The organism is Amycolatopsis bullii (assembly GCF_014654205.1).
In the GTDB taxonomy this organism is placed as follows: domain Bacteria; phylum Actinomycetota; class Actinomycetes; order Mycobacteriales; family Pseudonocardiaceae; genus Amycolatopsis; species Amycolatopsis plumensis.
This window is the reverse complement of sequence record NZ_BNAW01000021.1, coordinates 90,315-111,978: the sequence shown is the minus strand read 5'-3', so window position 1 is coordinate 111,978 and position 21,664 is coordinate 90,315. Positions and strand designations below refer to the sequence as shown.

The window sequence follows — 21,664 nt, the reverse complement described above, 5'->3', positions numbered from 1 at the left end:
CGTCCTGGATGGAATCGAGGCTTTCGATGATCACCGGTGCACCTCCACGGCGGCGTCTCCGGACCGCCGTCACCGTCCTCGCCGCGGCCGGCCTGTCGGCGACCGCGCTGGTGCTCTCGCCCGGCGTCGCCGGGGCGGCGAGCACGCTCGGGGCCGCGGCCGCGCAGACCGGCCGGTACTTCGGCGCCGCCATCTCGACCGCTCACCTCGGCGAAGCGGCCTACGTGAACACGTGGACGGCGGAGTTCAACGGCGTCACGCCGGAGAACGAGATGAAGTGGGACACGGTCGAGCCCAGCCGCAACCAGTTCAACTTCGCGCCCGCCGACCGGATCGTGAGCCAGGCGAAGAGCAAGGGGATGAAGATCCGCGGGCACACGCTGGTGTGGTACCAGCAGCTGGCGCCGTGGGTCGGCGGGCTGGACGCGAACAACCTGCGTTCGGCCATGCTCAACCACATCAGCCAGGTGGCCGGGCACTGGAAGGGCCAGGTCATCGCCTGGGACGTGGTCAACGAAGCGTTCGAGGAGAACGGCACCCGACGGCAGGCGACCTTCCAGCAGAAGCTCGGTGACGGCTACATCGAGGACGCCTTCCGCGCGGCCCGCACGGCCGACCCGGGCGCGAAGCTCTGCTACAACGACTACAACACCGACGGCATCAACGCGAAGAGCACCGGCATCTACAACATGGTCCGGGACTTCAAGAGCCGCGGCGTGCCGATTGACTGCGTGGGCTTCCAGAGCCACCTGAGCTCGAACTCCAACCTCGGCAGCTACCAGGCGAACCTGCAGCGCTTCGCCGACCTCGGCGTCGACGTGCAGATCACCGAGCTGGACGTCGGCGGCTCGGGATCCGGGCAGGCGAACGTCTACCGGCAGGTCACCCAGGCCTGCATAGCCGTCTCGCGCTGCACCGGCATCACCGTGTGGGGCGTGACGGACAAGTACTCGTGGCGCTCCGGCGACACCCCGCTGCTGTTCGACGGCAACTACGGGAAGAAGCAGGCGTATTCGGCGGTCCTCGACACGCTCAACGGCGGCACCCCCGACCCCGGCGGCGCCGGCCCGGTGCGCGCGGTGGCCTCGAACCGCTGCCTGGACGTGCCGAGCTCATCGACCACGGCGGGTACCCAGGTGCAGATCTGGGACTGCAACAACGGGGCGAACCAGCAGTGGACCCGCGGCAGCGCGGGCGAGCTGAGCGTCTACTCCGGTGGGACGAAGCGCTGCCTGGACACCGCGGGCGGCGGGACGAGCGCCGGTACCGCGGCGGTCATCGCGAACTGCAGCGGCGGCAACGGCCAGAAGTGGACGTTCACCGGCGGCGGGACCGTCACGAACGGCCAGTCGGGGCTGTGCCTGGACGTCAGCGGCGCGGCGACCGCCAACGGCACCAAGGTGATCATCTGGAGCTGCAACGGTGGGTCGAACCAGCGGTGGGCGGTGGGATAGGCCCGTAGGCCGGCCGGGGACGCCACCAGGCGTGTGACGTCCCCGTCCGGGGGAAGCCCCCGTCGGCGCTGGGTGGCTCAGGCGTCGAGATCGGCCAGGTCGAGGACGAACCGGAAGCGGACGTCGCCTGCGGACAGGCGGTCCAGCACTTCGTTCACCCGGGCGGACGGCACGGCTTCGACGTCCGCGGTGATGCCGTGGCGGGCGCAGAAGTCGAGCATCGCCGCGGTGGCGGGCCGGCCGCCGCTGCCCGCCGAGGTCAGTTTCTTGCGGCCCACCAGGAGGTCCATCGCCTCGACCGTCAGCGTACCCAGGTGGCCGACCTGGGCGAGGGTGCCGTCCAGCGCGACCAGGCGCAGGTACGGGCCGAGGTCGTGGGGCACCGCGATGGTGTCGATGACGACGTCGAAGCGGTCTCTCGCCGCGGCCAGCTGCTGTGGGACCGTCGACACCAGCAGGTCGTGGGCGCCGAGGCGGCTCGCGTCGGCGGCCTTGCCGTCGGACCGGCTGATGACCGTCGTCTCGGCGCCGAGGGCGACCGCGAACTTCACCGCCAGGTGGCCCAGGCCGCCGAGCCCGGCCACCGCGACCCGGGTGCCGGGGCCCGTTCCGAGGGCCTGCAACGGTTCCCAGACCGTGATGCCCGCGCACAGCAGCGGCGCGGCGGCCGCCGGGTCCAGACCCGCGGGGAGCCGGTAGGCGAAGTCTTCGCGGACGACGTATTCCCGGGAAAACGCGCCCAGCGTGGGGGAGCCGTCGTGGCGGTCGGTTCCGCCGTAGGTGAGCGTCGGGAACGCGGCGCAGAAGTTCTCCTGACCGCGGCGGCACATCGCGCACTCGCCGCAGGAGTCGACGATGTTGCCGACGGCCACCGCGTCGCCGGGCGCGAACCGCGTCACGGCCGGCCCGGTTTCGGTGACGACGCCGGTGAACTCGTGGCCCGGCACCAGCGCGGCGTCCCGGGCGCCGTGCAGTGAGTGCAGGTCCGTGTGGCAGACCCCGCAGTGGTCCACGCGGATCGCCACGTCGTCGTCGCGCAGGTCGCGCCGGTGGATCGTGGCGCGCCGGAGCGTCCGCTCGTTCGGGCCGGCCAGCCAGCCGGTGGTGGTCCGCATCGCAGCTCCTCGAAAAACAGAACAGTCGGTTTGCTTTACCGACGGTAGCCCGGTCGGCCGGACAAAGCAAACCGACTGTTCTGTTGTAGGCTTCGGCCCATGGCCGACAAGCAGCTGACCTCCCGCGGAGCCGCCACGAAACAGCGCATCGTGGACGCGGCGACCGACGAGTTCGCCCGGTACGGCATCGCCGGTGCCCGCGTCGAGCGGATCGTCGAGGCCGCCCGGACCAACCGGGCCCAGCTGTACGCCTACTTCGGCAGCAAGGACGGGCTGTTCGACGCGATCTTCTTCGCCTCGCTGGAGCGGATCGTGAACGTGGTGCCGATCGACGGCGCCGACCTCGCGGGGTGGGCGGTCCGCCTCTACGACGAGTACCTGCGCCGCCCGGACCTCATCCGGCTCGCCACCTGGGCCCGGCTCGAACGGCGGCCGGCCGGGCACCTGGTGGCCGACGCCGACCGGCTGGACGACCGCAAGCTGCGGGCCATTGCCGAGGCCCAGGCCGCCGGGCTGGTCCGGGCGGGAGACCCCTTCGACCTGATGGCGATGGTGATCGCGATGTCCATGGCCTGGTCACCGGTCAGCAACGTCTACGCCGCCACGGAAGCGGAGCCGGCCGAGGTTCACGACCGGCGCCGAGCCTTGCTGCGGGAGTGCGTGCGCAGCGCCGTCACGCCGGCCTGAACGCGGCACCTTCCGGCACGCCCGGCCCGGGAAGTGCCGCTCACGGCCGCCGGGCGTCGTCCAGTCTGCGGGCTTCCGCGGCCTGCTCGAACGGCGTGTCGCCCGCCGGGTGGCGGTCGCCCAGCTCGGCGAACAACGCCGCCACCTTGGCCGAGTCGTGGTGGTCGGCCAGCTCCGCCAAGGCGGGGTCGGTGTCGGCGAGCACCTGGCGGAAGCGGGACTCCGCGAGCGGGCCGAGCCGGTCGTAGATCTGCAGGAACACCTTCTGGGCCCGGTCACGCGCCCAGCCGGCGGGCAGCAGTTCCGCCGGCAGGTCCGGGTCGGTCTCCGGGAACCGGCGCCAGTCCACGCGCAGCTCGGTGCGCGTGCGCAGCGCCTGCGCCGGGCTGATCAGGCCCGCGTCCAAGCCCGTCAGCACCTCTTCGTAGCGCTCGACGAACTGCTCGTACTCCCGGGCCAGCGGCCCGAGGTCGAAGGCCGTGGCCGCCGCGGCCGGGCCGGGGACCTCGGTCGCGCGGAACACCGTCGCGCTGCGCAGGTCCAGCTCGCGCAACGCGGCCAGCGCCGGTTCCGCGAGGTCGTGCGGGCTGATCCAGACCCCGTCGTACAGCGCCGCGAACCGCAGCACCCGCAGCCGCGAGCGCAGCGCGGTGCGCAGGCCGCGGTCCTGCTCCGGCACGGAGAACGTGACCACCGTCCACTGTCCGTCCCAGTCCGGCGCGGTCGTGCCGAAGGTCAGCATCCGGTGCGTGCGCTCGATGATCACCTCCGACGTCCGCGCCGGGATGCCGTACGCGGTCGTCCGGCCGCTGCGCGACACCGTCAGCAGGCCGCGGGCGGCGAGCCGGCGGATCGCCGCGCGGGCGCTCGCCGGGCTGATGTCGAACTCGCCGAGCAGCTGGACCAGCGCGGCGGACGGGATGTGCTCGTCGCGCCAGTACCAGAAGTCGCCGAGCAGGGAGGTGAGCAGGAGCTGCGGCTCGGCTCCCTGTTGTGAGCGGGGCAGCGGCCCCGAGGGCGACACTGTCATCGCGCTCCTGCCTCTCGCGGCGGCCGGTCCGCCGCGGGGGTCCATGGTGGCAGTTCCGGCCGGGCGGCCGAACCGAGGGGTTGAATCACGCGACACATCATGCGACGATCGGCGCCCAGATAGCAACCAATCGTTCTCCCAGGTTTCCGCGCCGCCCCTTTGGCGGCCTCCCGCAGGAAGAAAACGACATGGGTTCCTCACTTCGTCAATGGCGTCGAAGCGCGCTCGCCGTGGCCGCCGCCGGGCTCGCGGTGGCCGGGTGCACGGTCGACGACGGGGCGGCCGCCGCCCCCTCCGCCGCGGCGCTCACCGCGATCCCGGCGCTGCACGACCAGCTGCCGCCGGCGGTCAAGGACGCCGGCGTCCTCCGGTTCGCCGGCGATTCGCACCCGCCGTACCGCACGGTCGGCCCGGACGGGAAGACGGTCACCGGCATCGACCACGACTTCCAGCAGGCGCTCGGCCAGATCCTGGGCGTGCGCACGGAAACCACCATCGTCAGCGGGCTCCCGGCCGCGCTGCAGGGCATGCTCAGTGGCCGCTACGACGCCTTCAACGGGCCGGTCAAGGCCACCGCCGAGCGCGAGAAGCAGTTCGACACCGTCACGTGGATGACCACCCGGACCTCCTACGTGGTCCCCACCGGCTCCGCCGCGGGCATCAAGCAGGCGGCCGACCTGTGCGGCAAGCGCGTCGCGGTGGTCACCGCCAGCGTCGTCGAAGACCAGCTGGCGAAGCTGTCCGCGTTCTGTGAGCGCTCACAGAAGCCGGCCGTGCAGGTGGTCGGGCTCGACGACACGAACGCCACCCTGCTGGCCGCGAAGTCCGGCCGCGCCGAGGCCGCCGGGATGACCCAGGCCGCGGCGATCGACGTCACCACCCAGCAGAAGGGCCAGTACGAATACGTGACGCAGAGCGAAGAACAGGGCGCCACGAAGGACAACCTCGCGCTCTACACGCCGAAGGCGGCAAAACTCGGCCCGGTGCTGCAGAAGGCGTTCGAGGAGCTGTTCCGCAACGGCACCTACACCCGGATCATGCAGCAGTGGGGCCTGTCCGAAGTGACCGTCCCGCAGCCGGTGTTCGACGCGGCGACCGCGAAATGACCGCCGTGTCCACAGTGGAGGAGACGACGCCGTCCCGCGACGACGTCGCCGGGGCGCGCGCCCGGTTCCGCCCGCTGCGCTGGCTGTTCGTGCTCGTGCTGGCGGTGCTGGCCGCGCAGCTGGCCGTCTTCCTGGCCGGCAACGACCGCTTCCAGTGGGACGTCGTCGCGAAGTACCTCTTCGAGAAGAGCGTCATGGCGGGCCTGGGCACCACCGTCCTGCTCGCGGTCGCGGCGATGGTGCTCGGGTCGCTGGCCGGCGGGGTGGTCGCGGCGATGCAGCTGAGCGGCTTCGCGCCGGCCCGGTGGGTGGCGACGCTGTGGGTCGGGCTGTTCCGCGGCATCCCGCCGCTGGTCCAGCTGATCTTCTGGTTCAACCTGGCCTACCTGCTGCCGAAGCTGTCGCTCGGCATCCCGTTCGGGCCGGTGTTCGGCACCTGGGACGCCAACACCGTCATCACGCCGCTGACCGCCGCGGTGCTCGGGCTGTCGCTGGTGGAATCGGCGTACCTGGCGGAGATCTTCCGCGCCGGGGTGGCTTCGGTCGACCCAGGCCAGTGCGACGCGGCCCGCGCGATGGGCTACCCGCCGGGCCAGACGCTCGTGCGGATCGTGCTGCCGCAGGCGATGCGGGTGATCATCCCGCCCGCCGGCAGCCAGTTCATCAACGTGCTCAAGGGCACCGCGCTCGTCTCGGTCATCGCGATGTCGGACCTGCTGCACTCGGTGCAGGTGATCTACAACCGGACCTACGAGATCGTGCCGATGCTGCTGGTCGCCTGCTTCTGGTACCTCGTCGTGGTCACCGCGCTGACGGCCGGGCAACGCCGGCTGGAACGGCACTTCTCCCGCGGCCACCGGAGTGCCCGATGAACGGGCCGGTGCTGCGGCTGGACGACGTCCGCAAGCAGTTCGGGCCGGTGGCCGCGCTGGCCGGGGTCAGCCTGGAGGTCCGGGAGGGCGAGACGGTCGTGGTCATCGGGCCGTCCGGGTCCGGCAAGTCGACCCTCGTCCGCTGCGCCCACCAGCTGGAGCCGGTCGACGGCGGCGCGATGTACCTCGACGGCGAGCTGCTGGGCTACCGGCGCACACCGGGCGGGCTGCGCGCGCTCACCGAACGGCGGGTCGCCGCCCAGCGGCGCCGGATGAGCATGGTCTTCCAGCAGTTCAACCTGTTCCCGCAGTTCACCGTGCTGCGCAACGTGACCGACGCGGCGATCCGCGTGCACGGCCGCGACCGGTCCAGTGTGGAGACCGAGGCACGGGAACTGCTGGCGCGCATCGGCCTGGCCGGACGTGAAGAGCACTACCCGCGGCAGCTTTCCGGCGGGCAGCAGCAGCGCGTGGCCATCGCCCGCGCGGTGCTGGTCCGGCCGCGGATCATGCTGTTCGACGAACCCACCAGCGCCCTCGACCCGGAGCTGGTCGACGAGGTGCTGGCCGTGCTGCGGGACCTCGCCGCGGCCGGGACGACGATGGTCGTGGTCACCCACGAGATGGCCTTCGCCCGCGAGGCGGCCGACCGGTGCGTGTTCATGGAGGCGGGCCGGATCGTCGAAGAGGGCCCGCCGGACGAGCTGTTCGCGCGCCCGCGGACCGACCGGCTGCGCGCCTTCCTGTCCCGCCACCTGTCCGAAAAGGAGCGTGTCTCGTGATCACCGTCGGCGCCGTGGGCGACCTCATCCTGGACGAACCGGAGCCGGAGTCCTTCCTCGCCCCGGCCGCGCCGGTGCTGCGGGCGATGGATCTCGCGATCGGGCACGTCGAGGTGCCGCACTCGACCACGGCGGTCCAGCAGAGCACCGACGTCCCGGCGCCGCCCGCGGATCCCGCGGCGCTGAAAGCCGTGGCCGCTGCCGGTTTCGAGGTGGTCACCCTGGCGGGCAACCACGTCCTCGACGCCGGCGCCGGAGGGCTGGCCGACACGATCGCCTACTCCCGCGCGGCGGGCATGGTGACGGCGGGTGCCGGGACGAACCTCGCCGAAGCCCGGCGCCCGGCGATCGTCGAACGCGGTGGCCTGCGGATCGGTGTGCTGTCCTACAACTGCGTCGGCCCGCGCGAGTCCTGGGCGGCCTCGCGCAAGCCCGGCTGCGCGTACGTCCACGTCCTCACCCACTACGAGCTGGACCACGCGAGCCCGGGCGGGCCGCCGAAGATCTACACCTTCGCCGACCCGGACAGCCTGGAGGCGATGGCCGACGACGTGCGCCGCTTGCGTGCCGAGGCCGAGGTCGTGCTGGTGGCCCTGCACAAGGGCGTCGGGCACACCCCGGTCGAAGTCGCGATGTACGAGAGCCCGGTCGCCCGCGCCGCGATCGACGCCGGCGCCGACGCCGTGTTCGCCCACCACGCGCACATCATGCGCGGCATCGAAGTCCACCGAGGACGGCCGATCTTCCACGGGCTCGGCAACTTCGCCACCGTCACGCACGCCCTGACGCCGGGGGCGGGCGTGGGCGCCGACGAGCTGCGCGCATGGGCCGAGCGGCGGACGAAGCTGTACGGCTTCGCACCGGACCCGGCCATGCCGTTCTTCCCGTTCCACCCCGAAAGCCGCAACACCGCCATCGCCCTCTGCCGCTTCGACGAGACCGGGTTGCGCGAAGCCGGGTTCGTCCCGTGCCGGATCGACGACCAGGGCCGCCCGGTCCCGGTCGGCGGCACGCCGGAAGGCGAGGCGGTCACCCAGTACGTCGAGGACATCACCCGCGGGGCCCGGCTCAACGGCCGGTTCACCACCCGCGGCGGCGAAGTGCTCGTCGATCTCACCGAGGGAGTTCCCGCATGACCGACCAGCCACTGGCCGGCCGCACCGTCGTCGACCTGACCACCGCGCTCGCCGGGCCGTACGCCACGCTGCTGCTCGCCGGGCTCGGGGCCACCGTGATCAAGGTCGAGAACCCGGCCACCGGCGGGGACTCCTCGCGCAACAACGCGCCCTACGTCGGCCGCGACGGGCTGAACCTCGCCCGCCGGCACGACGACGACCTTTCGGTGTCGATGCTCCTGCGGGGCCGCAACAAGCTCAGCGTCACCCTCGACCTGAAGAACCCGCGCTCGCACGCGGTGTTCACCGACCTCGTCCGGGACGCCGACGTGCTGGTGGAGAACTACAGCCCGGGCGTCACCGACCGGCTCGGCATCTCCTACGAACGCGTCCGCGAGATCAACCCGCGGCTCGTCTACACCTCGATCAGCGGCTTCGGCGCCCAGGGCGGCCCGGGCTCGGGCAAGGCGATGGACTCGATCATCCAGGCGCTGAGCGGCGTGATGATGACCGCGGGCGAGCCCGACGAGGGCCCGGTCCGGTTCGGGCTGCCGATCGGTGACCTCCTCGCGCCGCTGTTCGCCGTCATCGGCACGGTGTCCGCGCTGCTGCAGGCCGAGCACACCGGCGAGGGCCAGCACGTGGACGTCTCCATGCTCGGCGCGCTGACCTCGCTGGTCGCCTGCGAGCCGTTCGACGCCTTCGAGGCGGTCGGCCTGCCGCAGCGCACCGGGTCGATGGTGCCGCGGCTGGCGCCGTTCGGCATCCTGCCCGCGGCCGACGGGTATGTGGCGCTGTGCGCGCCGACCGACAGCTTCGCCCACGGCGTGCTGCGCGCCATCGGCCGCCCGGAGCTGGCCGAGGACGACCGCTACCGCACGCGGGACCAGCGAGTCCGCGCCGCCGACGAGCTGCACGCGCTGATCCGCGAGTGGTGCCGGACGCGGCCCGTGGCGGAGATCCTGGCCGCGTTCACCGCCGAGGGCGTTCCCGCGGCCGAGGTCCGCGAGCCGCGCGAGGCCGTCCGCGACCCCCTGGTGCTGGCGCGCGAGGAGGTCGTGCCGCTGCGGCACCCGCGCCACGGCGACGTGGCCGACCTGGCCGGGACCGGGGTGCCGATCCGGTTCTCCGCCGCCCGCGTCGCCCTCGACCGGCCCGCGCCGGGACTGGGGGAGCACAACGAGCACGTCTACCGCGAGCTGCTCGGCTACACCGAAGAACAGGTGGCCGAACTGGTCTCGGAGGCGGTCATTTGAACGCCGTGGGGTACGTCGGCGCGGACGTGCCGGTCGAGCTGATCACCGCGGCCGGGCTGCGGCCGCTGCGGCTGGCCGGGAAGCCGGGTGGGGACAGCGCTCTGGGCGACCGCTACCTGGGCCGCGGTGTCGACCCGGTCGCCCGGTCGATCCTCACGCGGATCCTCACCGGGGACTACGGGCCGCTCGAGGCGATCGTCGTCTCTCGCGATTGCGAAGCGTCGTTGCGGTTGTTCTACGCCCTGCGCGAGCTGAACCGCGTCGAACCGGAGTGGCAGCTGCCGCCGGTGCGCCTCGTCGACGTCCTGCACCTGCCGCACCACACGACCACCCGGTACGTCCACGCGAAGATCGCCCAGCTGCGCGCCTGGCTGGGGCAGTGGCGGCCGATCGGCGACGACGACCTCGCCGAGGCGATCACCGCGCACGACACCCTCCGGCGGTCGCTCGGCCGGCTCGCCGCGGAGCGCCGGGCGAACCGGCTCAGCGGTACCCGGTTCCTCGAAGTCGTCGCCGAGACCACCGCGCTGCCGGTCACGGAGGCCATCGCGCTCGTCGACCGCCTGCTCGCTTCCGAACTGACGGAGGCCGGCGGGGTGCGGCTGTTCCTCACCGGCAGCTCCCACGACTCGCCGGGCGTGTACGAGACCTTGGAGCGCAACGGCTTCCTCGTCGTGGGAGAGGACCACGACTGGGGCGAGCTGCTGTCCGCCCGCACCTGCGCTGCGCCGACCGAGCTGGCACTCGCCGAGCGCTACCAGTACAACGGCCCGGCCGCCCCGCGCGCGTCGATCCGGCAGCGCGCCGCGCACACCGCGGCCGCCGCCCGCGCGTGCGGTGCCGAGGTCCTGTTGTCCTACGCCCGCGTGCACGACGACGCGCCGCCGTGGGACTTCCCGGACCAGCGGGCCGCGACGGGCCTGCCCGCGGTGCTGGCCGAGCGGCAGCCGTACGGCGAGCTGACGCCGGAAGCGCTGGCGGCGCTCGTCCCGGCGGGGGCGGCGGCGTGACGGCCCGGCTCGGGTCGGCGACCACCGCGACCGCCTACCAGCGCGAATGGTTCGCCGGGCTGCGCGAAGAGGGCGGGCCGCTGGCGCTGGTCAACGCGGACGCGCCGCAGGAGATCTTCCGCGCGATGGGCATCCCGTACGTCGTCAACCAGTGGTGGGCGTCGATCGTCGCGGCGAAACGCCAGACCCAGCGCTACCTCGGCCTGCTGCGCGACCGCGGCTACCCGGACTACATCGAGCAGTACAGCTCCACTTCGCTGGCGTCGGCGTTCGAGGACGATCCTGCGCAGGCGCCGTGGGGCGGACTGCCGACGCCGTCGATCGTGCTCGGCGAGACGACCGGCGACGCGGCGCGGAAGATCTTCGACGTCTGGGACGCGCAACCCGGGGTCACGTACTACCCGCTGGAGAGCGCGGCGGAGAACGAGGTTCCCGAGCGCTGGTGGGAACTGATGCCGCACCGCTGGGAGGAGGCCATCGGCAGCGACCGCCTCGACCTGCTGACCGGCGAGCTGACCGGGCTGATCCGGTTCCTCGAGCAGACCACCGGCCGGGTGTTCTCCGAGACGCGGTTCCGTGCGGTGCTGGACCTGGTCAACGAGCAGCAGGAGTGGAACCGCCGCACCCGCGACCTCATCGCCGCCGCCCGGCCCTGCCCGATCGCCGTCACCGACGGCATCCCGAGCGTGATGGTGCCGCAGTGGCACCGCGGCACCGAATGGGCGCGTGACGCCGCCCGCGCGTTCCACGACGAGGTCCGCGACCGCGTCGACGCGGGGTTCGCGGTCTGCCCGGACGAGCGGCTGCGGCTGATGTGGATCGGCCGCGGGCTGTGGTTCGACCTGGAGTTCTACCGGCGGTTCCAGGAATCGCACGGCGCGGTCTTCGTGTGGTCGATGTACCTCGCGATCGCCGCGGACGGCTACCTGCGCTACGGCGACGACCCGCTGCGCGCGCTGGCCGCCCGCTTCGCCGCCTTCGGCGACCAGCTCTACACGCCGCCGTGGTCGGCGGAGTGGTACGTCAAGGAGGCCCGCCACCACGGCGTCGACGGGGTGGTGCACCTGGTCTCCGACGACGCGCGGGGCAGCTACTTCACCACCCGCGCCCTGCGCGCGGCCGGGATCCCGGTGCTGGAACTGCACGCGGACAACGTCGACGCCCGCACCGGCGACGGCCTCACCGCGCGGATGACCGCGTGGCTCGACGAACTTCCGTGACCGTCCGGAAAGGACTGATGTGCGATCTCCACTTCGCCGGCGCAGCCGAAGTGCGATCCTCGCGACCGCTGCCTTCGTCCTGTCCGCCGGGTGCGCGGCGGGCGCCGGCTCGCCGACGCTGGCCACCGGGACGAACCTGCCGGTGGTGCCGTCCCTGCACGACGCGCTGCCGAGGGCGATCCAGGACGCCGGGGTGCTCCGGTTCGCCGGTGACTCGCACCCGCCCTACCGCACGGTCGCGCCGGACGGCACGGTCACCGGGATCGACGCCGACCTGCAGGCCGCGCTCGGCCAGGTGCTCGGCGTCAGGACGCGGATCAGCGTGGTCAGCGGGCTCCCGGCCGCGCTCGAGGGGATGCTGGCCGGGCGGTACGACGCCTTCGACGGCCCGGTCAAGGCGACCGCCGAGCGCGAGAAGCAGTTCGACACGATCACCTGGATGACGACCCGCACGGCGTACGTGTTCCCCGCGGGTTCGACGGCCGGGATCGCCCGGCCCGAAGACCTCTGCGGCAAGCGCGTCGCCGTGGTGGCCGCGAGCGTCGTCGCCGAGCAGCTGACCGCCTTGTCCCGCTCCTGCACCGAGAACAAGCACCCGGCCACGCAGGCCGTCGGGCTCGACGACACCGACGGCACGCTGCTGGCGCTCGGCTCCGGCCGCGCGGACGCCGCCGGGATGACCGAAGCCGCGGCGATCGACGTGACGCACCGGCAGAGCGCGTACAAGTACGTCACGCAGACCGACGCGCAGGGAGCGACCAAGGACAACCTGGCGCTGTACGCACCGAAGGCGTCGAAGCTGGGCCCGGTCCTGCAGGACGCGTTCGAGGAGCTGTTCGGCAACGGGACCTACGTAGGGATCATGGCGCGCTGGGGACTGACCCAGGTTTCCGTGCCCGCGCCCGTGTTCAACGCCGCCACCCGAGGCTGACACTGATCGTCCGGAAAGGACATTCGATGGGAAACGCCTGGCTCAAGCCCGCCCTCGTCGCCGCCGTGACGGCGCTCGTCGCGGTGACCGCGGCCGTCGTCCCCGGCACGACCGAGGCCGAAGTCGCCGCTCCGCCCGCGCCGCCCGCGTCCGAGGTGTTCCACCCGGTCGTCCGCGAAGCCGCCGCCAAGACCGGCGACTACGCGGCCGAGTACACCGTCTACCGGCCCGCCGACCTCGACCGGGTGCGCGGCCGGCTGCCGGTCGTGGTGTTCGGCAACGGGGCCTGCCGGCACACGAGCAACGACGAGCTGCTGACCCTGGAAACCCTGCTCGCCGCGCACGGGTTCGTCGTCGTGGCGGTCGGCGGGTTCGCCGAGCCCGCGCTGACCGAGAACGGCTCGCCGGTGCCGGCGGTGATCACCGACGCGATCACCTGGGCCGAGCGGGAGAACGGCCGCTGGGGGAGCGAGCTGCGCGACAAGCTCGACCCGCGGCGGATCGGCGTCGCCGGGCACTCGTGCGGTGGCCTCGAAGCGCTCGTCGCCGCTGCGGATCCGCGGGTGAAGTCGGTGCTGTCGCTGGACAGCGGCTTCTTCGCCGACGGCACCCTCGGCTACGGCCGGGAGAACCTGCGGAACCTGCACACGCCGGTCCTGTTCGCCGACGGCGGTCCGGGCGACGTCGCCTACGCCAACAGCGGCGAGAACTACGACCTCGTCACCGTCCCCGCGGTCCGGGCGACCAACGCGGCCGCCGGCCACACCGGGTTCGTCTACGGCCAGCGCGGCGAGCTTCCGGACCCGAGTGTCCGCGAGGAAGCCGTGCGGGTCCTCGTCGCCTGGTTCGACTTCACCCTCAACGGCAACCGCACCGCGCGCGGCTACTTCCTCGGCGCGGGCTGCGGCCTGTGCGGCACGCCGGGCTGGACCGTCACCAGCAAGAACTTCTGACAGGAGCAAGGCATGAGCAAGAGATTCTGGACCGGCCTCGCCGTGGCCGGCTTGGTGGCGACGCTGCCCGCGACCGCCCACGCGGCCTCGTCGTGCCCGGCGGACACGTGCACCGAAGGGCAGCTGGCCGACGGGACGCCGTACGCGTTCGCCAAGCCGGCCCGGTGGAACGGCGCCGTGCTGGTGGACCTCGACTTCGCCGCGGGCGGCCTGACCAGCCCGCTCACCGCGAGTCTCGTGGGCCGCGGCTACGCGGTGGGCGGCACCACGCGCACGATCACCAGCTGGAACATCGCGCGGGCCATCGACAACCAGGCCGAGGCGCTCGGGAAGTTCGAGGCCGCGTTCGGGCCGGCGCGGTACGCGATCGCCGAAGGCCGTTCGATGGGCGGGATGGTCGCCGCCGGGGTCGCGCAGGTGCACCCGGGCCGGTTCGACGCGGCCATCCCGATGTGCGGTGGCCTCGGTGGCGCGGTGGGGCAGTGGAACCAGAAGCTCGACACGGTGTTCACGCTGAAGACGTTGCTGTTCCGCGACACGGCCCTGCCGGTGACCGGCATGCCGGCCGACGTCCCGGGCACGCAGCAGCAGTGGCTGGCGGCGGTGACGTCGGCCCAGGGGACGCCGGCGGGCCGGGCCCGCATCGCGCTCGCGGCGGCGATCGGCCAGCTGCCCGGCTGGGGCGTGGCCGCGGACGGTTCCCCGACGCCCGTGCCATCCGACGCCGACGCCGACGGCATCGAGCAGGGGATGTACCTCGCGCTGGCGGGCGGGCCGCTGCCGTACCTCGGCCAGGCCGTGAGCAGCCGCCGGGCGATCGAGCAGCTGGCGGGCGGGAACCCGTCCTGGAACACCGGCGTCGACTACGCCCGCCAGTTCGCGCTGGCCGCACCGGAGCAGCACAACGCCGTGCGGCGGCTGTACGCGCGGGCGGGCCTCGACCTGCAGGCCGACTTCGCCCGGCTCGCCGCGGCACCGCGTGTCACGGCCGATCCGGCGGCGGTCGCGTACCTGCGGAAGGGGATCGTGTTCACCGGCTCGCTGCGGATCCCGGTGCTGACGGTCAACGGCACGGGCGACCAGATTTCGACGGTGGCCCAGCAGTCGTCGTACGGTTCCCTGGTCCGCCGCGCGGGCAACGAGCCCCTGCTCCGGCAGACGTACGTGCAGACGGCGGGCCACTGCACGTACACGACGGGCGAACAGCAGGCGGCGATCGACCGCATGCTCACCCGCCTGCGCACCGGCCACTGGCCGGACACGTCCCCCCGCACGATGAACGCCCTGTCCGCGGCCGCGGACGGCGTCGCGGGCCGTTACCTGAGTTACGTCCCGCTCCGCTTCAACCGCATGTACCCACCCACCCCGTGATCAGAGAGGCATCACGCGTGACTGAAGGGGCATCACTCGTGACTGGAGGGGCATCTCGCGTGACTGGAGGGGCATCTCGTGTGATGCCCTTCTGATCACGCGTGATGCCTTACCCAGCACGGGTGAGGCCTGTTGGCGCACGGTCAGCGCCGGGGCGACGGGCTTCCGGCGTGGAGGTGATCACCACCGGAACGGGCCGACGAGTGGGCGGTTCTGCCCTCTCTTCCCGGTCGCGACCGCTCTTAAAGTCACTCGCGACCCGAAGATCCCCGACCGGAAGAGGCGCCATGGACGGGCTGATGCAGCCACGGCCGCTCACCATCGCCCACCTCCTGGAGCGTGCCGAGCGGCTGTTCGCGCACAAGGAAGTCGTCACGGCCGGGGGCGAGCGGCTGACGTACGCCGACGTGGCCGTCGGCACCCGGCGGCTCGCCGCCGCGCTGGACGCACTCGGCGTCCCGGCCGGGGCACGGGTCGCGACGTTCGCGAGCAACCACCGGCGCCACCTGGAGCTCTACCTGGCCGTTCCGGTCACCAAGCGGGTGCTGCACCCGATCAACATCCGGCTGTCGGCGGAGCACCTGGAATACATCGTCGAGCACGCCGAGGACGACGTGGTGTTCGTCGACCGCGCCCTGCTCCCGCGGATCTGGCCGAGCGCCGAGCGGCTGCCGAAGGTGCGTCACTGGGTGGTTCTGCCGGACGACAGCAGCGAGCCGATCCCGGCGGATCCCCGTGTCCTGCACTACGACGACCTGGTCGCCGCGGCCACGCCCTTCGCGGGCTCGTTCGAAGAGACCTTCACGCTCGCGGACGAGAACCTCGCGTCCGGGCTCTGCTACACCTCCGGGACGACCGGACCGCCCAAGGGCGTGCTCTACAGCCACCGCTCGACGGTCCTGCACTGCCTGGGGACGCTCGCCGCCGGCCTGATCGGCCTCTGCGAGAGCGACGTCGTGCTGCCGATCGTGCCCATGTTCCACGCCAACGCCTGGGGCCTGCCCTACGGCGCGATGACGGCGGGCGCGTCCCTGGTCCTGCCCGGCCCGTCCGCGGACCCGGACCACCTGCTGCGGCTGATAGCGGCCGAGCGGGTCACCGTCGCCGGGGCCGTCCCCACGGTGTGGACGAGCATGGCCCCCCGGCTGCGGGCCCACGACCTCAGCGCCACGCGGTTCCTGCTGGGCGGCGGTTCGGCCGTCCCGCCGGCGCTGTCGGAGACCTACCGCGCCGCGATCGGCGTGCCCATCACGCATTCCTGGGGGATGACCGAGATCAGCCCGGTCGGGGCGATCGGCGGCACCCGCACCCGGCACCGGGACCTCCCGGAGGCGGACCAGGTGGCCGTGCGGGCCGCCCAGGGCCAGCCGCTGCCGCTGGTGAACGTCCGGATCGTCGACGTCGAAACCGGCCGGGAGCTGCCGCGTGACGGCGACGCCGTCGGCGAGCTGCAGGTCGCGGGCCCGTGGGTGGCGGGCGGCTACTACCGGGTCGGTGCCGACGGCAGCTTCACCGAGGACGGCTGGCTGCGCACCGGCGACCTCGCCACCCTCGACGCCGAGGGCTACCTGCGGCTGGTGGACCGGATCAAGGACCTGATCAAGTCCGGTGGCGAGTGGATCTCCTCGGTCGAGCTCGAAAGCGCCCTCACTTCGCACCCCGACGTCGTCGAAGCCGCGGTGATCGCCCGCCCGGACCCGCGGTGGATGGAACGCCCGGTGGCGTACGTGGTGCTCCGCGAAGGCAGCGGGATCACGGGCGACGAGCTCTTGGCGCACCTCACGCCGTTGGTCGCGAAGTGGTGGCTGCCCGACGAGATCGTCTTCGTGCCCGCGTTGCCGAAGACCGGCACCGGCAAGATCTCGAAGACCCTCCTGCGCGACTCGGTGCTGCCCGGCTGACGCTTAGGAAGCGGCGGCCCGGAGCTGGTGCAGCCGCAGCCCGAGCTGCAGTTCGAGGTCGTTCTCGTGGCGCCAGTCGGAGCCCAGGACGGTGCCCGCCCGGTCCAGGCGCTTGAGCAGGGTGTTGACGTGCAGGTGCAGCGCGCGGGCGGTCGCCGCGACGTTGGCGCGGTGGACGTAGTACGCGCCGAGCGTGCCGACCAGGTCGGTGCCCCGCCGCCGGTCGTACTCGAGCAGGGCGCCGATCGAGCCGGCCAGGAACCGGTCGAGCTCGCCGGCGCGCTCGGGGTCGAACACCATGGCGTACAAGGAATACTGACGGGTGGTGGCGCCGCCGTCGGTGTGCCCGAGCGCGCGCATGACGGCGCCGCAGCGGCCGGCCAGTGCGTAGGCCCGGGCCCAGTCGTGGCCGCTGGCCGATTCCCCGACGACGAGGACGGGCCCGCCCAGCGTCCGCCGCAGTCTCGTGTGGACGTCCGCGACGGTCGCCTCCGCGTCGGCGCCGGGCAGGATCATGGTGGCGCGGCCCAGGTGCTCGCCGGCCAGTCCGGCGCGGTCCCGGGCGATGTCGTGCAGGTGCCGCGCGAGGTCACCCGGCGGCACCGCGGGGGAGTCCGCGACCAGCACCAGGTCCAGGCGGTCGACGTCGATGGCCCGCGCCCGGGCGCGGGCCCGCTGGGCCGGCCCGATCCCGGGACTGCCGACCATGACCTCGGTCAGCAGCTCGCCGCTCAGCCGCTCGCCGGCCTCGGCCACGGCCTGCTCCTTCAGGATGAGCAGCCCGAGGATGTGCGTGGCGCGCTCGAGGGTGCGCAGGTCCGTGTCGTCGCCGGTGCCCGAGGGCCGGCTCCACACGAGCGCGCCGAGGTAGCTGTCGCCCGCCTGGACGGCCGCCACGCTGCGGTCCGTCCCGTCGGCGCCCGGCGACGTCCGGCAGCGGCCCGTGCGGCGGGCGTCTTCGACGGCCTCGGCCAGATCGGTCCGAAGTGGACTCTCGGCCCGGTCGAGCAGCGTCACGGTGCCGCCCAGCTGGTCGGCGAGGTGCTGCGCGACGTCGCCCGGGGTCCCGCCGTCCAGCACGACACCGGTCAGGGCTTCGTGGATCGCCTGCGCCCGCTCGATCTTCCCGTACGCGACCCGTAGTTCCCGCAGCGCGGTCCGGCTCTCTTCGTAGAGCCGGGCGTTGTCGAGGGCGACCGCGGCGTGGTCGGCGAACGCGTTCAGCAGCGCGATCTCCTCGGCCTGGAACGAGCGTTCGGAGCGGTCCGCGGCGAACAGCGCGCCGACGGCTTCACCGCGGATGACCAGCGGGACGCCGAGCAGCGCGACCAGGTCCTCGGTGACGACCAGGCGGTCGAAGTTCGGGTCGTGCTGGATGAGCGTCGAGGTGGCGTAGTCGCGCACCCAGTGCGGGCTCTTGGAGGCCAGCACCTTGCCGCCGAGCCCCACCGTGGCCGGGATGGCCGCTGCGAGGAACTCCGCGGAGATGGTGCCCTCCGACGCGCGGGCCGACAGCCTGCCGTCCGCACCGACCAGCGACAGGTAGGTGAAGTCGGTGCCGATCAGGTCGTGGGCGTGGTGCACGATGGACTGCAGCACCTCGTCGAGCTCGCCCAGGGCGGTGAGCGATTTGACGGTCGCGTACAACGACGCCAGTTCGCGCTGCCGGCGCGGTTCCGCCGCAGGGGTCACGGGCTCGCCCTCCTCGGCATCGAGGTGGGCGAAAGACCCACCGTTGCGGCGGGAGGAGTGGGTGATCCACCCCTCATTCGGCAGCGTAACGCCGTCCTAACATCTCCGCCATCACTTGCCGGCGCTCCTCGACGAAGGCGGCACGCATGGCCATTCCGCTCACCCAGCCCGAAGGGCAGTCCGGCACCGGGGTGCCCGCGACGCCGCGCCGGGCCTTCCGCAAACTGCTCGCGGCCGGGCTGATTGGCAGCTCGATCGAGTGGTACGACTTCTTCCTCTACGGCACCGCGGCCGCGCTGGTGTTCCCCAAGGTGTTCTTCCCGCACGCCTCGGCGCTGACCGGGACCCTGCTGGCCTTCAGCACGTTCTGGGCCGGGTTCGTGGCCCGGCCGGTCGGCGGCGTGCTCGCCGGGCACCTCGGGGACAAGTACGGGCGCAAGCCGGTGGTCGTCGCCTGCCTGGCGCTGATGGGAGCGGCGACCTTCCTGATCGGCTGCCTGCCCAGCGCGGCGAGCGTCGGCGCGCTGGCCCCGACCCTGCTGGTGATCCTGCGGTTCGTCCAGGGTCTGGCGGCCGGCGGGCAGTGGGGTGGCATCGTCCTGCTGCTGACCGAATCGGCCAGTCCCAAGCGGCGTGGTTTCGCCGGGACGTTCGGGCAGACCAGCGTGCCGGTGGCCGTCGTCCTGTCGAACCTGATCTTCGTCGTGGCCAGCGGCCTGATGCCGGACGCGGCGTTCCTGAGCTGGGGCTGGCGCATCCCGTTCCTGCTCAGCGTCGTGATGTTCGGCGTGGTGCTCTACATCCAGGCCAAGGTCGAGGACACGCCGGAGTTCCGGCAGCTGCAGGAAGCCGTGGCCGACGCCGAAGGCCCGGTGGTCCGGGCGCCGCTCGCCCAGGTGCTGCGCAGCAAGTGGGGGACCATCCTGCTCGGCTGCGGCCTGCTGTCGGCGACCAACAGCCTGTTCTACGTCAGCATTTCCGGGCTGCTGAGCTACGGCACCGGCACGCTGAAGCTCCAGCGCGACGCGCTGCTCGCCGTCGTACTGCTCAGTTCCGCGGCGATGCTCCTGACGATCCCGTGGTCGGGCCACCTTTCGGACAAGGTGGGGCGCCGCCCGCTGATCCTGATCGGCGGGCTGGGCGTGGCCGTCTGGGCGTTCCCGTACTTCGGGCTCGTCGGCACCGCGTCGCTGCCGCTGATCTTCGTCGCGGTGGCGGTGGGGTTCGTGTTCCAGTGCCTCACCTACGGCCCGATCGCGAGTTTCCTCGGCGAGCTCTTCGCACCGAACGTCCGCTACTCGGGCGCGTCGCTGGCCTACCAGCTGTCCGCGATCATCGTCAGCGGCGGGACGCCGTTCCTGATGACCGCGCTGATCGCCGAGGCCGGGAGCACGTGGCCGGTCGCCGTCTACATCACGCTGATGGGGCTGATCACCTTCGCCAGCGCGTGGTTCCTGCCCGAGACGAACCCACCCGAGGTCCGGGCCGATCCGCAGGCCGTGCCGGGTGCGCACCTCCACCGGGAGGCCGTCCGATGAGGAAGCTCGTGGTGGCGGCCGTCGTGGTGCTGGCGGCGAGTGTTCCCGGACCCGCTCTTGCGTCTCCCGCCACGCCGGACTGCGCCGCGCTCGCCGGGCTGCGGATTCCGGCGTCGGTCATCAGCCTGCCGACGAGCGGCGGCCTGGTCACGGCTTCCGTCGTGAGCGGGGAGTCCTGCCGGGTCGACGCCGACCTGTACCCGGTCGATCCGGCCGCGCCCGCCATCAAGCTGCGCGTCGCCCTGCCCCGCGCGTGGAACCACAAGGCGCTGATGTTCGGCGGCGGCGGGTACAACGGGACCATCCCCGACGTGGCGGCGAACGTGCCGTTCGGCCCCGCCGACCGGCCGGCGCCGCTGGCCCGGGGGTACGCGACCTTCGCGAGCGACTCCGGCCACCAGCAGAACCCGGCGCGCCCGCCGTCCCTGGACGGTTCGTTCGGCATCAACGACGAGGCCCTGCGGAACTTCGCCGCCGGCGACGCCTTGAAGAAGACGCGCGACGCGAGCCTGTTCCTCATCCGGCGCGCGTACGCGGCGACGCCCGCCGAAGTCTTCTTCGCCGGCGGGTCGACCGGCGGCCGCGAGGCGCTGGTCGTCGCCCAGCGGTGGCCGACCGCGTTCGACGGCGTGATCTCCGCCTACCCGGCCTGGAACAACCTCGCCGAGATCCTGGACCTGGGCTATCTGACGCAGGTTCTGTCGCGTCCGGGGGCGTTCCCCGATCCGGCGAAGCAGACGCTGCTCTACGACAGCGTCATCAAGGCGTGCGACGGATCGGACGGTGTCGTCGACAAGGTCGTCTCGAACCCCGGCTGCCGCTTCGATCCGCGCGCGCTGCGCTGCCCGGGCGGGGCCGACACCGGCCCGGCGTGCCTGTCGGACGCCCAGATCGGGGCGGTGAAAGCCATGTCGTCGCCGTTCCGGTGGCCGTACCGGATCGCCAGCGGCGAAACGCAGTACCCCGGCTTCCCGTTCCTCTCCGGCGCGGACATGCGGACGCCGTTCCTCGGCTTCGGCACCACCGCCCCGGCCGACCCGATGCCGGTGACCAGCGGTTACGGCATGCAGTACTGGGACCAGTGGGTCAAGTACTTCCTGACCCGGGACCCGGGGCAGAACGCGCTGGACATCGATCCGCGGCACCCCGGCCGGTGGCTCGGCCGGATCAGCGCCCTGTCGCTGGTCGAGGACCGCAACAACGCGGACCTGCGCCCGTTCGCCCGCGCCGGCGGCAAGCTGATCCTGCTTCACGGTGCCGCGGACGAGCTGGTCTCGCCGTACTCGACGAGCGATTACTACGAGCGGGTGCGCAGCGTGGTGGGTCCCCACGCAACCGACGGGTTCCTGCGCTACTACGTCGTTCCCGGCGCCAACCACGCCAACTTCGGGACGCCGGCGTTCGCGGCGGGCTGGGACTCGCTCACCGCGCTCGAGAAGTGGGTCGGCACCGGGCGCGCGCCGGTGAGCCAGGTCGTCACCGACCTGGCCCACCAGCGCACGCGGCCGCTGTGCGATTACCCGAGCTGGCCCCGGTACCGCTCGGGTGATCCGGACAGCGCCGCGAGCTTCGCCTGCGCCCGCTGAACGGCCCCACGCCGTCGTGAGTGGTGAAGAGGGTTCCAACCCTCC

At 72.6% G+C, this 21,664-nt stretch carries 18 protein-coding genes; 15 read left to right on the top strand and 3 right to left on the bottom strand.

Annotated features, from left to right (window positions below):
- Window positions 1–8 precede the first annotated feature (8 nt).
- Window positions 9–1,454 (top strand): endo-1,4-beta-xylanase, encoded by a 1,446-nt coding sequence (locus IE317_RS23360; protein WP_229902878.1) that lies wholly within the window; start codon window positions 9–11, stop codon window positions 1,452–1,454.
- A gap of 77 nt (window positions 1,455–1,531) precedes the next feature.
- Here IE317_RS23360 and IE317_RS23355 read toward each other — a convergent pair whose 3' ends face one another.
- A complete protein-coding gene (locus tag IE317_RS23355; RefSeq protein ID WP_191313462.1) occupies window positions 1,532–2,569 on the bottom strand; it encodes an NAD(P)-dependent alcohol dehydrogenase in 1,038 nt (345 codons plus the stop codon).
- A 99-nt stretch (window positions 2,570–2,668) separates the two neighbouring features.
- Here IE317_RS23355 and IE317_RS23350 point away from each other — a divergent pair, with 99 nt between their 5' ends.
- Complete coding sequence (locus IE317_RS23350) at window positions 2,669–3,256, top strand: TetR family transcriptional regulator (RefSeq protein WP_191313461.1); 588 nt, start codon at window positions 2,669–2,671, stop codon at window positions 3,254–3,256.
- Between the two features lie 40 nt (window positions 3,257–3,296).
- Here IE317_RS23350 and IE317_RS23345 read toward each other — a convergent pair whose 3' ends face one another.
- Window positions 3,297–4,286: a PaaX family transcriptional regulator gene (locus tag IE317_RS23345; RefSeq protein ID WP_191313460.1), complete on the bottom strand. Its 990-nt coding sequence runs from the start codon at window positions 4,284–4,286 to the stop codon at window positions 3,297–3,299.
- Window positions 4,287–4,474: 188 nt separating this feature from the next.
- On the opposite strand from IE317_RS23345, the gene IE317_RS23340 reads away from it, so the two are divergent.
- The 11 genes from IE317_RS23340 to IE317_RS23290 all read left to right on the top strand — a co-directional run bounded on the left by IE317_RS23340 (window position 4,475) and on the right by IE317_RS23290 (window position 16,803).
- A complete protein-coding gene (locus IE317_RS23340) occupies window positions 4,475–5,392 on the top strand; it encodes a transporter substrate-binding domain-containing protein (protein ID WP_191313459.1) in 918 nt (305 codons plus the stop codon).
- Window positions 5,389–6,264, top strand: a complete 876-nt coding sequence (locus IE317_RS23335) for an amino acid ABC transporter permease (protein ID WP_191313458.1) — start codon at window positions 5,389–5,391, stop codon at window positions 6,262–6,264. The genes IE317_RS23340 and IE317_RS23335 overlap by 4 nt, the downstream gene beginning before the upstream one ends.
- Window positions 6,261–7,046, top strand: a complete 786-nt coding sequence (locus IE317_RS23330) for an amino acid ABC transporter ATP-binding protein (RefSeq protein WP_229902877.1) — start codon at window positions 6,261–6,263, stop codon at window positions 7,044–7,046. Before IE317_RS23335 ends, IE317_RS23330 begins: the two co-directional genes overlap by 4 nt.
- On the top strand, window positions 7,043–8,182 hold the full coding sequence (locus IE317_RS23325) for a CapA family protein (protein WP_191313457.1): 1,140 nt from the start codon (window positions 7,043–7,045) through the stop codon (window positions 8,180–8,182). Before IE317_RS23330 ends, IE317_RS23325 begins: the two co-directional genes overlap by 4 nt.
- On the top strand, window positions 8,179–9,417 hold the full coding sequence (locus IE317_RS23320) for a CaiB/BaiF CoA transferase family protein (RefSeq protein ID WP_191313456.1): 1,239 nt from the start codon (window positions 8,179–8,181) through the stop codon (window positions 9,415–9,417). Before IE317_RS23325 ends, IE317_RS23320 begins: the two co-directional genes overlap by 4 nt.
- A 5-nt stretch (window positions 9,418–9,422) precedes the next feature.
- Complete coding sequence (locus IE317_RS23315; RefSeq protein WP_229902882.1) at window positions 9,423–10,427, top strand: 2-hydroxyacyl-CoA dehydratase family protein; 1,005 nt, start codon at window positions 9,423–9,425, stop codon at window positions 10,425–10,427.
- Window positions 10,424–11,647 (top strand): 2-hydroxyacyl-CoA dehydratase family protein, encoded by a 1,224-nt coding sequence (locus tag IE317_RS23310; RefSeq protein WP_191313454.1) that lies wholly within the window; start codon window positions 10,424–10,426, stop codon window positions 11,645–11,647. The genes IE317_RS23315 and IE317_RS23310 overlap by 4 nt, the downstream gene beginning before the upstream one ends.
- 19 nt (window positions 11,648–11,666) lie before the next feature.
- Entirely contained in the window at window positions 11,667–12,578 is a 912-nt protein-coding gene (locus IE317_RS23305; protein WP_191313453.1) for a transporter substrate-binding domain-containing protein, read from the top strand.
- Between the two features lie 26 nt (window positions 12,579–12,604).
- A complete protein-coding gene (locus IE317_RS23300; protein ID WP_191313452.1) occupies window positions 12,605–13,531 on the top strand; it encodes a poly(ethylene terephthalate) hydrolase family protein in 927 nt (308 codons plus the stop codon).
- Between the two features lie 12 nt (window positions 13,532–13,543).
- Complete coding sequence (locus IE317_RS23295) at window positions 13,544–14,902, top strand: DUF6351 family protein (RefSeq protein ID WP_191313451.1); 1,359 nt, start codon at window positions 13,544–13,546, stop codon at window positions 14,900–14,902.
- Window positions 14,903–15,189: 287 nt separating this feature from the next.
- The gene (locus IE317_RS23290) at window positions 15,190–16,803 is read left to right on the top strand and encodes a long-chain fatty acid--CoA ligase (protein WP_191313449.1); all 1,614 of its coding nucleotides are present in this window, start codon (window positions 15,190–15,192) and stop codon (window positions 16,801–16,803) included.
- A gap of 3 nt (window positions 16,804–16,806) precedes the next feature.
- Here IE317_RS23290 and IE317_RS23285 read toward each other — a convergent pair whose 3' ends face one another.
- The gene (locus IE317_RS23285; protein ID WP_191313447.1) at window positions 16,807–18,495 is read right to left on the bottom strand and encodes a helix-turn-helix domain-containing protein; all 1,689 of its coding nucleotides are present in this window, start codon (window positions 18,493–18,495) and stop codon (window positions 16,807–16,809) included.
- Between the two features lie 146 nt (window positions 18,496–18,641).
- Here IE317_RS23285 and IE317_RS23280 point away from each other — a divergent pair, with 146 nt between their 5' ends.
- Window positions 18,642–20,033 (top strand): MFS transporter, encoded by a 1,392-nt coding sequence (locus tag IE317_RS23280; protein WP_191313445.1) that lies wholly within the window; start codon window positions 18,642–18,644, stop codon window positions 20,031–20,033.
- Entirely contained in the window at window positions 20,030–21,619 is a 1,590-nt protein-coding gene (locus IE317_RS23275; RefSeq protein ID WP_191313443.1) for a tannase/feruloyl esterase family alpha/beta hydrolase, read from the top strand. Before IE317_RS23280 ends, IE317_RS23275 begins: the two co-directional genes overlap by 4 nt.
- Window positions 21,620–21,664 lie beyond the last annotated feature (45 nt).

Coding starts and splice junctions, on each gene's coding strand:
- IE317_RS23300 (WP_191313452.1), top strand. CDS start 12,605: ATGGGAAACGCCTGGCTCAAGCCCGCCCTCGTCGCCGCCGTGACGGCG.
- IE317_RS23340 (WP_191313459.1), top strand. CDS start 4,475: ATGGGTTCCTCACTTCGTCAATGGCGTCGAAGCGCGCTCGCCGTGGCC.
- IE317_RS23295 (WP_191313451.1), top strand. CDS start 13,544: ATGAGCAAGAGATTCTGGACCGGCCTCGCCGTGGCCGGCTTGGTGGCG.
- IE317_RS23330 (WP_229902877.1), top strand. CDS start 6,261: ATGAACGGGCCGGTGCTGCGGCTGGACGACGTCCGCAAGCAGTTCGGG.
- IE317_RS23355 (WP_191313462.1), bottom strand. CDS start 2,569: ATGCGGACCACCACCGGCTGGCTGGCCGGCCCGAACGAGCGGACGCTC.
- IE317_RS23335 (WP_191313458.1), top strand. CDS start 5,389: ATGACCGCCGTGTCCACAGTGGAGGAGACGACGCCGTCCCGCGACGAC.
- IE317_RS23275 (WP_191313443.1), top strand. CDS start 20,030: ATGAGGAAGCTCGTGGTGGCGGCCGTCGTGGTGCTGGCGGCGAGTGTT.
- IE317_RS23280 (WP_191313445.1), top strand. CDS start 18,642: ATGGCCATTCCGCTCACCCAGCCCGAAGGGCAGTCCGGCACCGGGGTG.
- IE317_RS23360 (WP_229902878.1), top strand. CDS start 9: ATGGAATCGAGGCTTTCGATGATCACCGGTGCACCTCCACGGCGGCGT.
- IE317_RS23350 (WP_191313461.1), top strand. CDS start 2,669: ATGGCCGACAAGCAGCTGACCTCCCGCGGAGCCGCCACGAAACAGCGC.
- IE317_RS23345 (WP_191313460.1), bottom strand. CDS start 4,286: ATGACAGTGTCGCCCTCGGGGCCGCTGCCCCGCTCACAACAGGGAGCC.
- IE317_RS23290 (WP_191313449.1), top strand. CDS start 15,190: ATGGACGGGCTGATGCAGCCACGGCCGCTCACCATCGCCCACCTCCTG.
- IE317_RS23320 (WP_191313456.1), top strand. CDS start 8,179: ATGACCGACCAGCCACTGGCCGGCCGCACCGTCGTCGACCTGACCACC.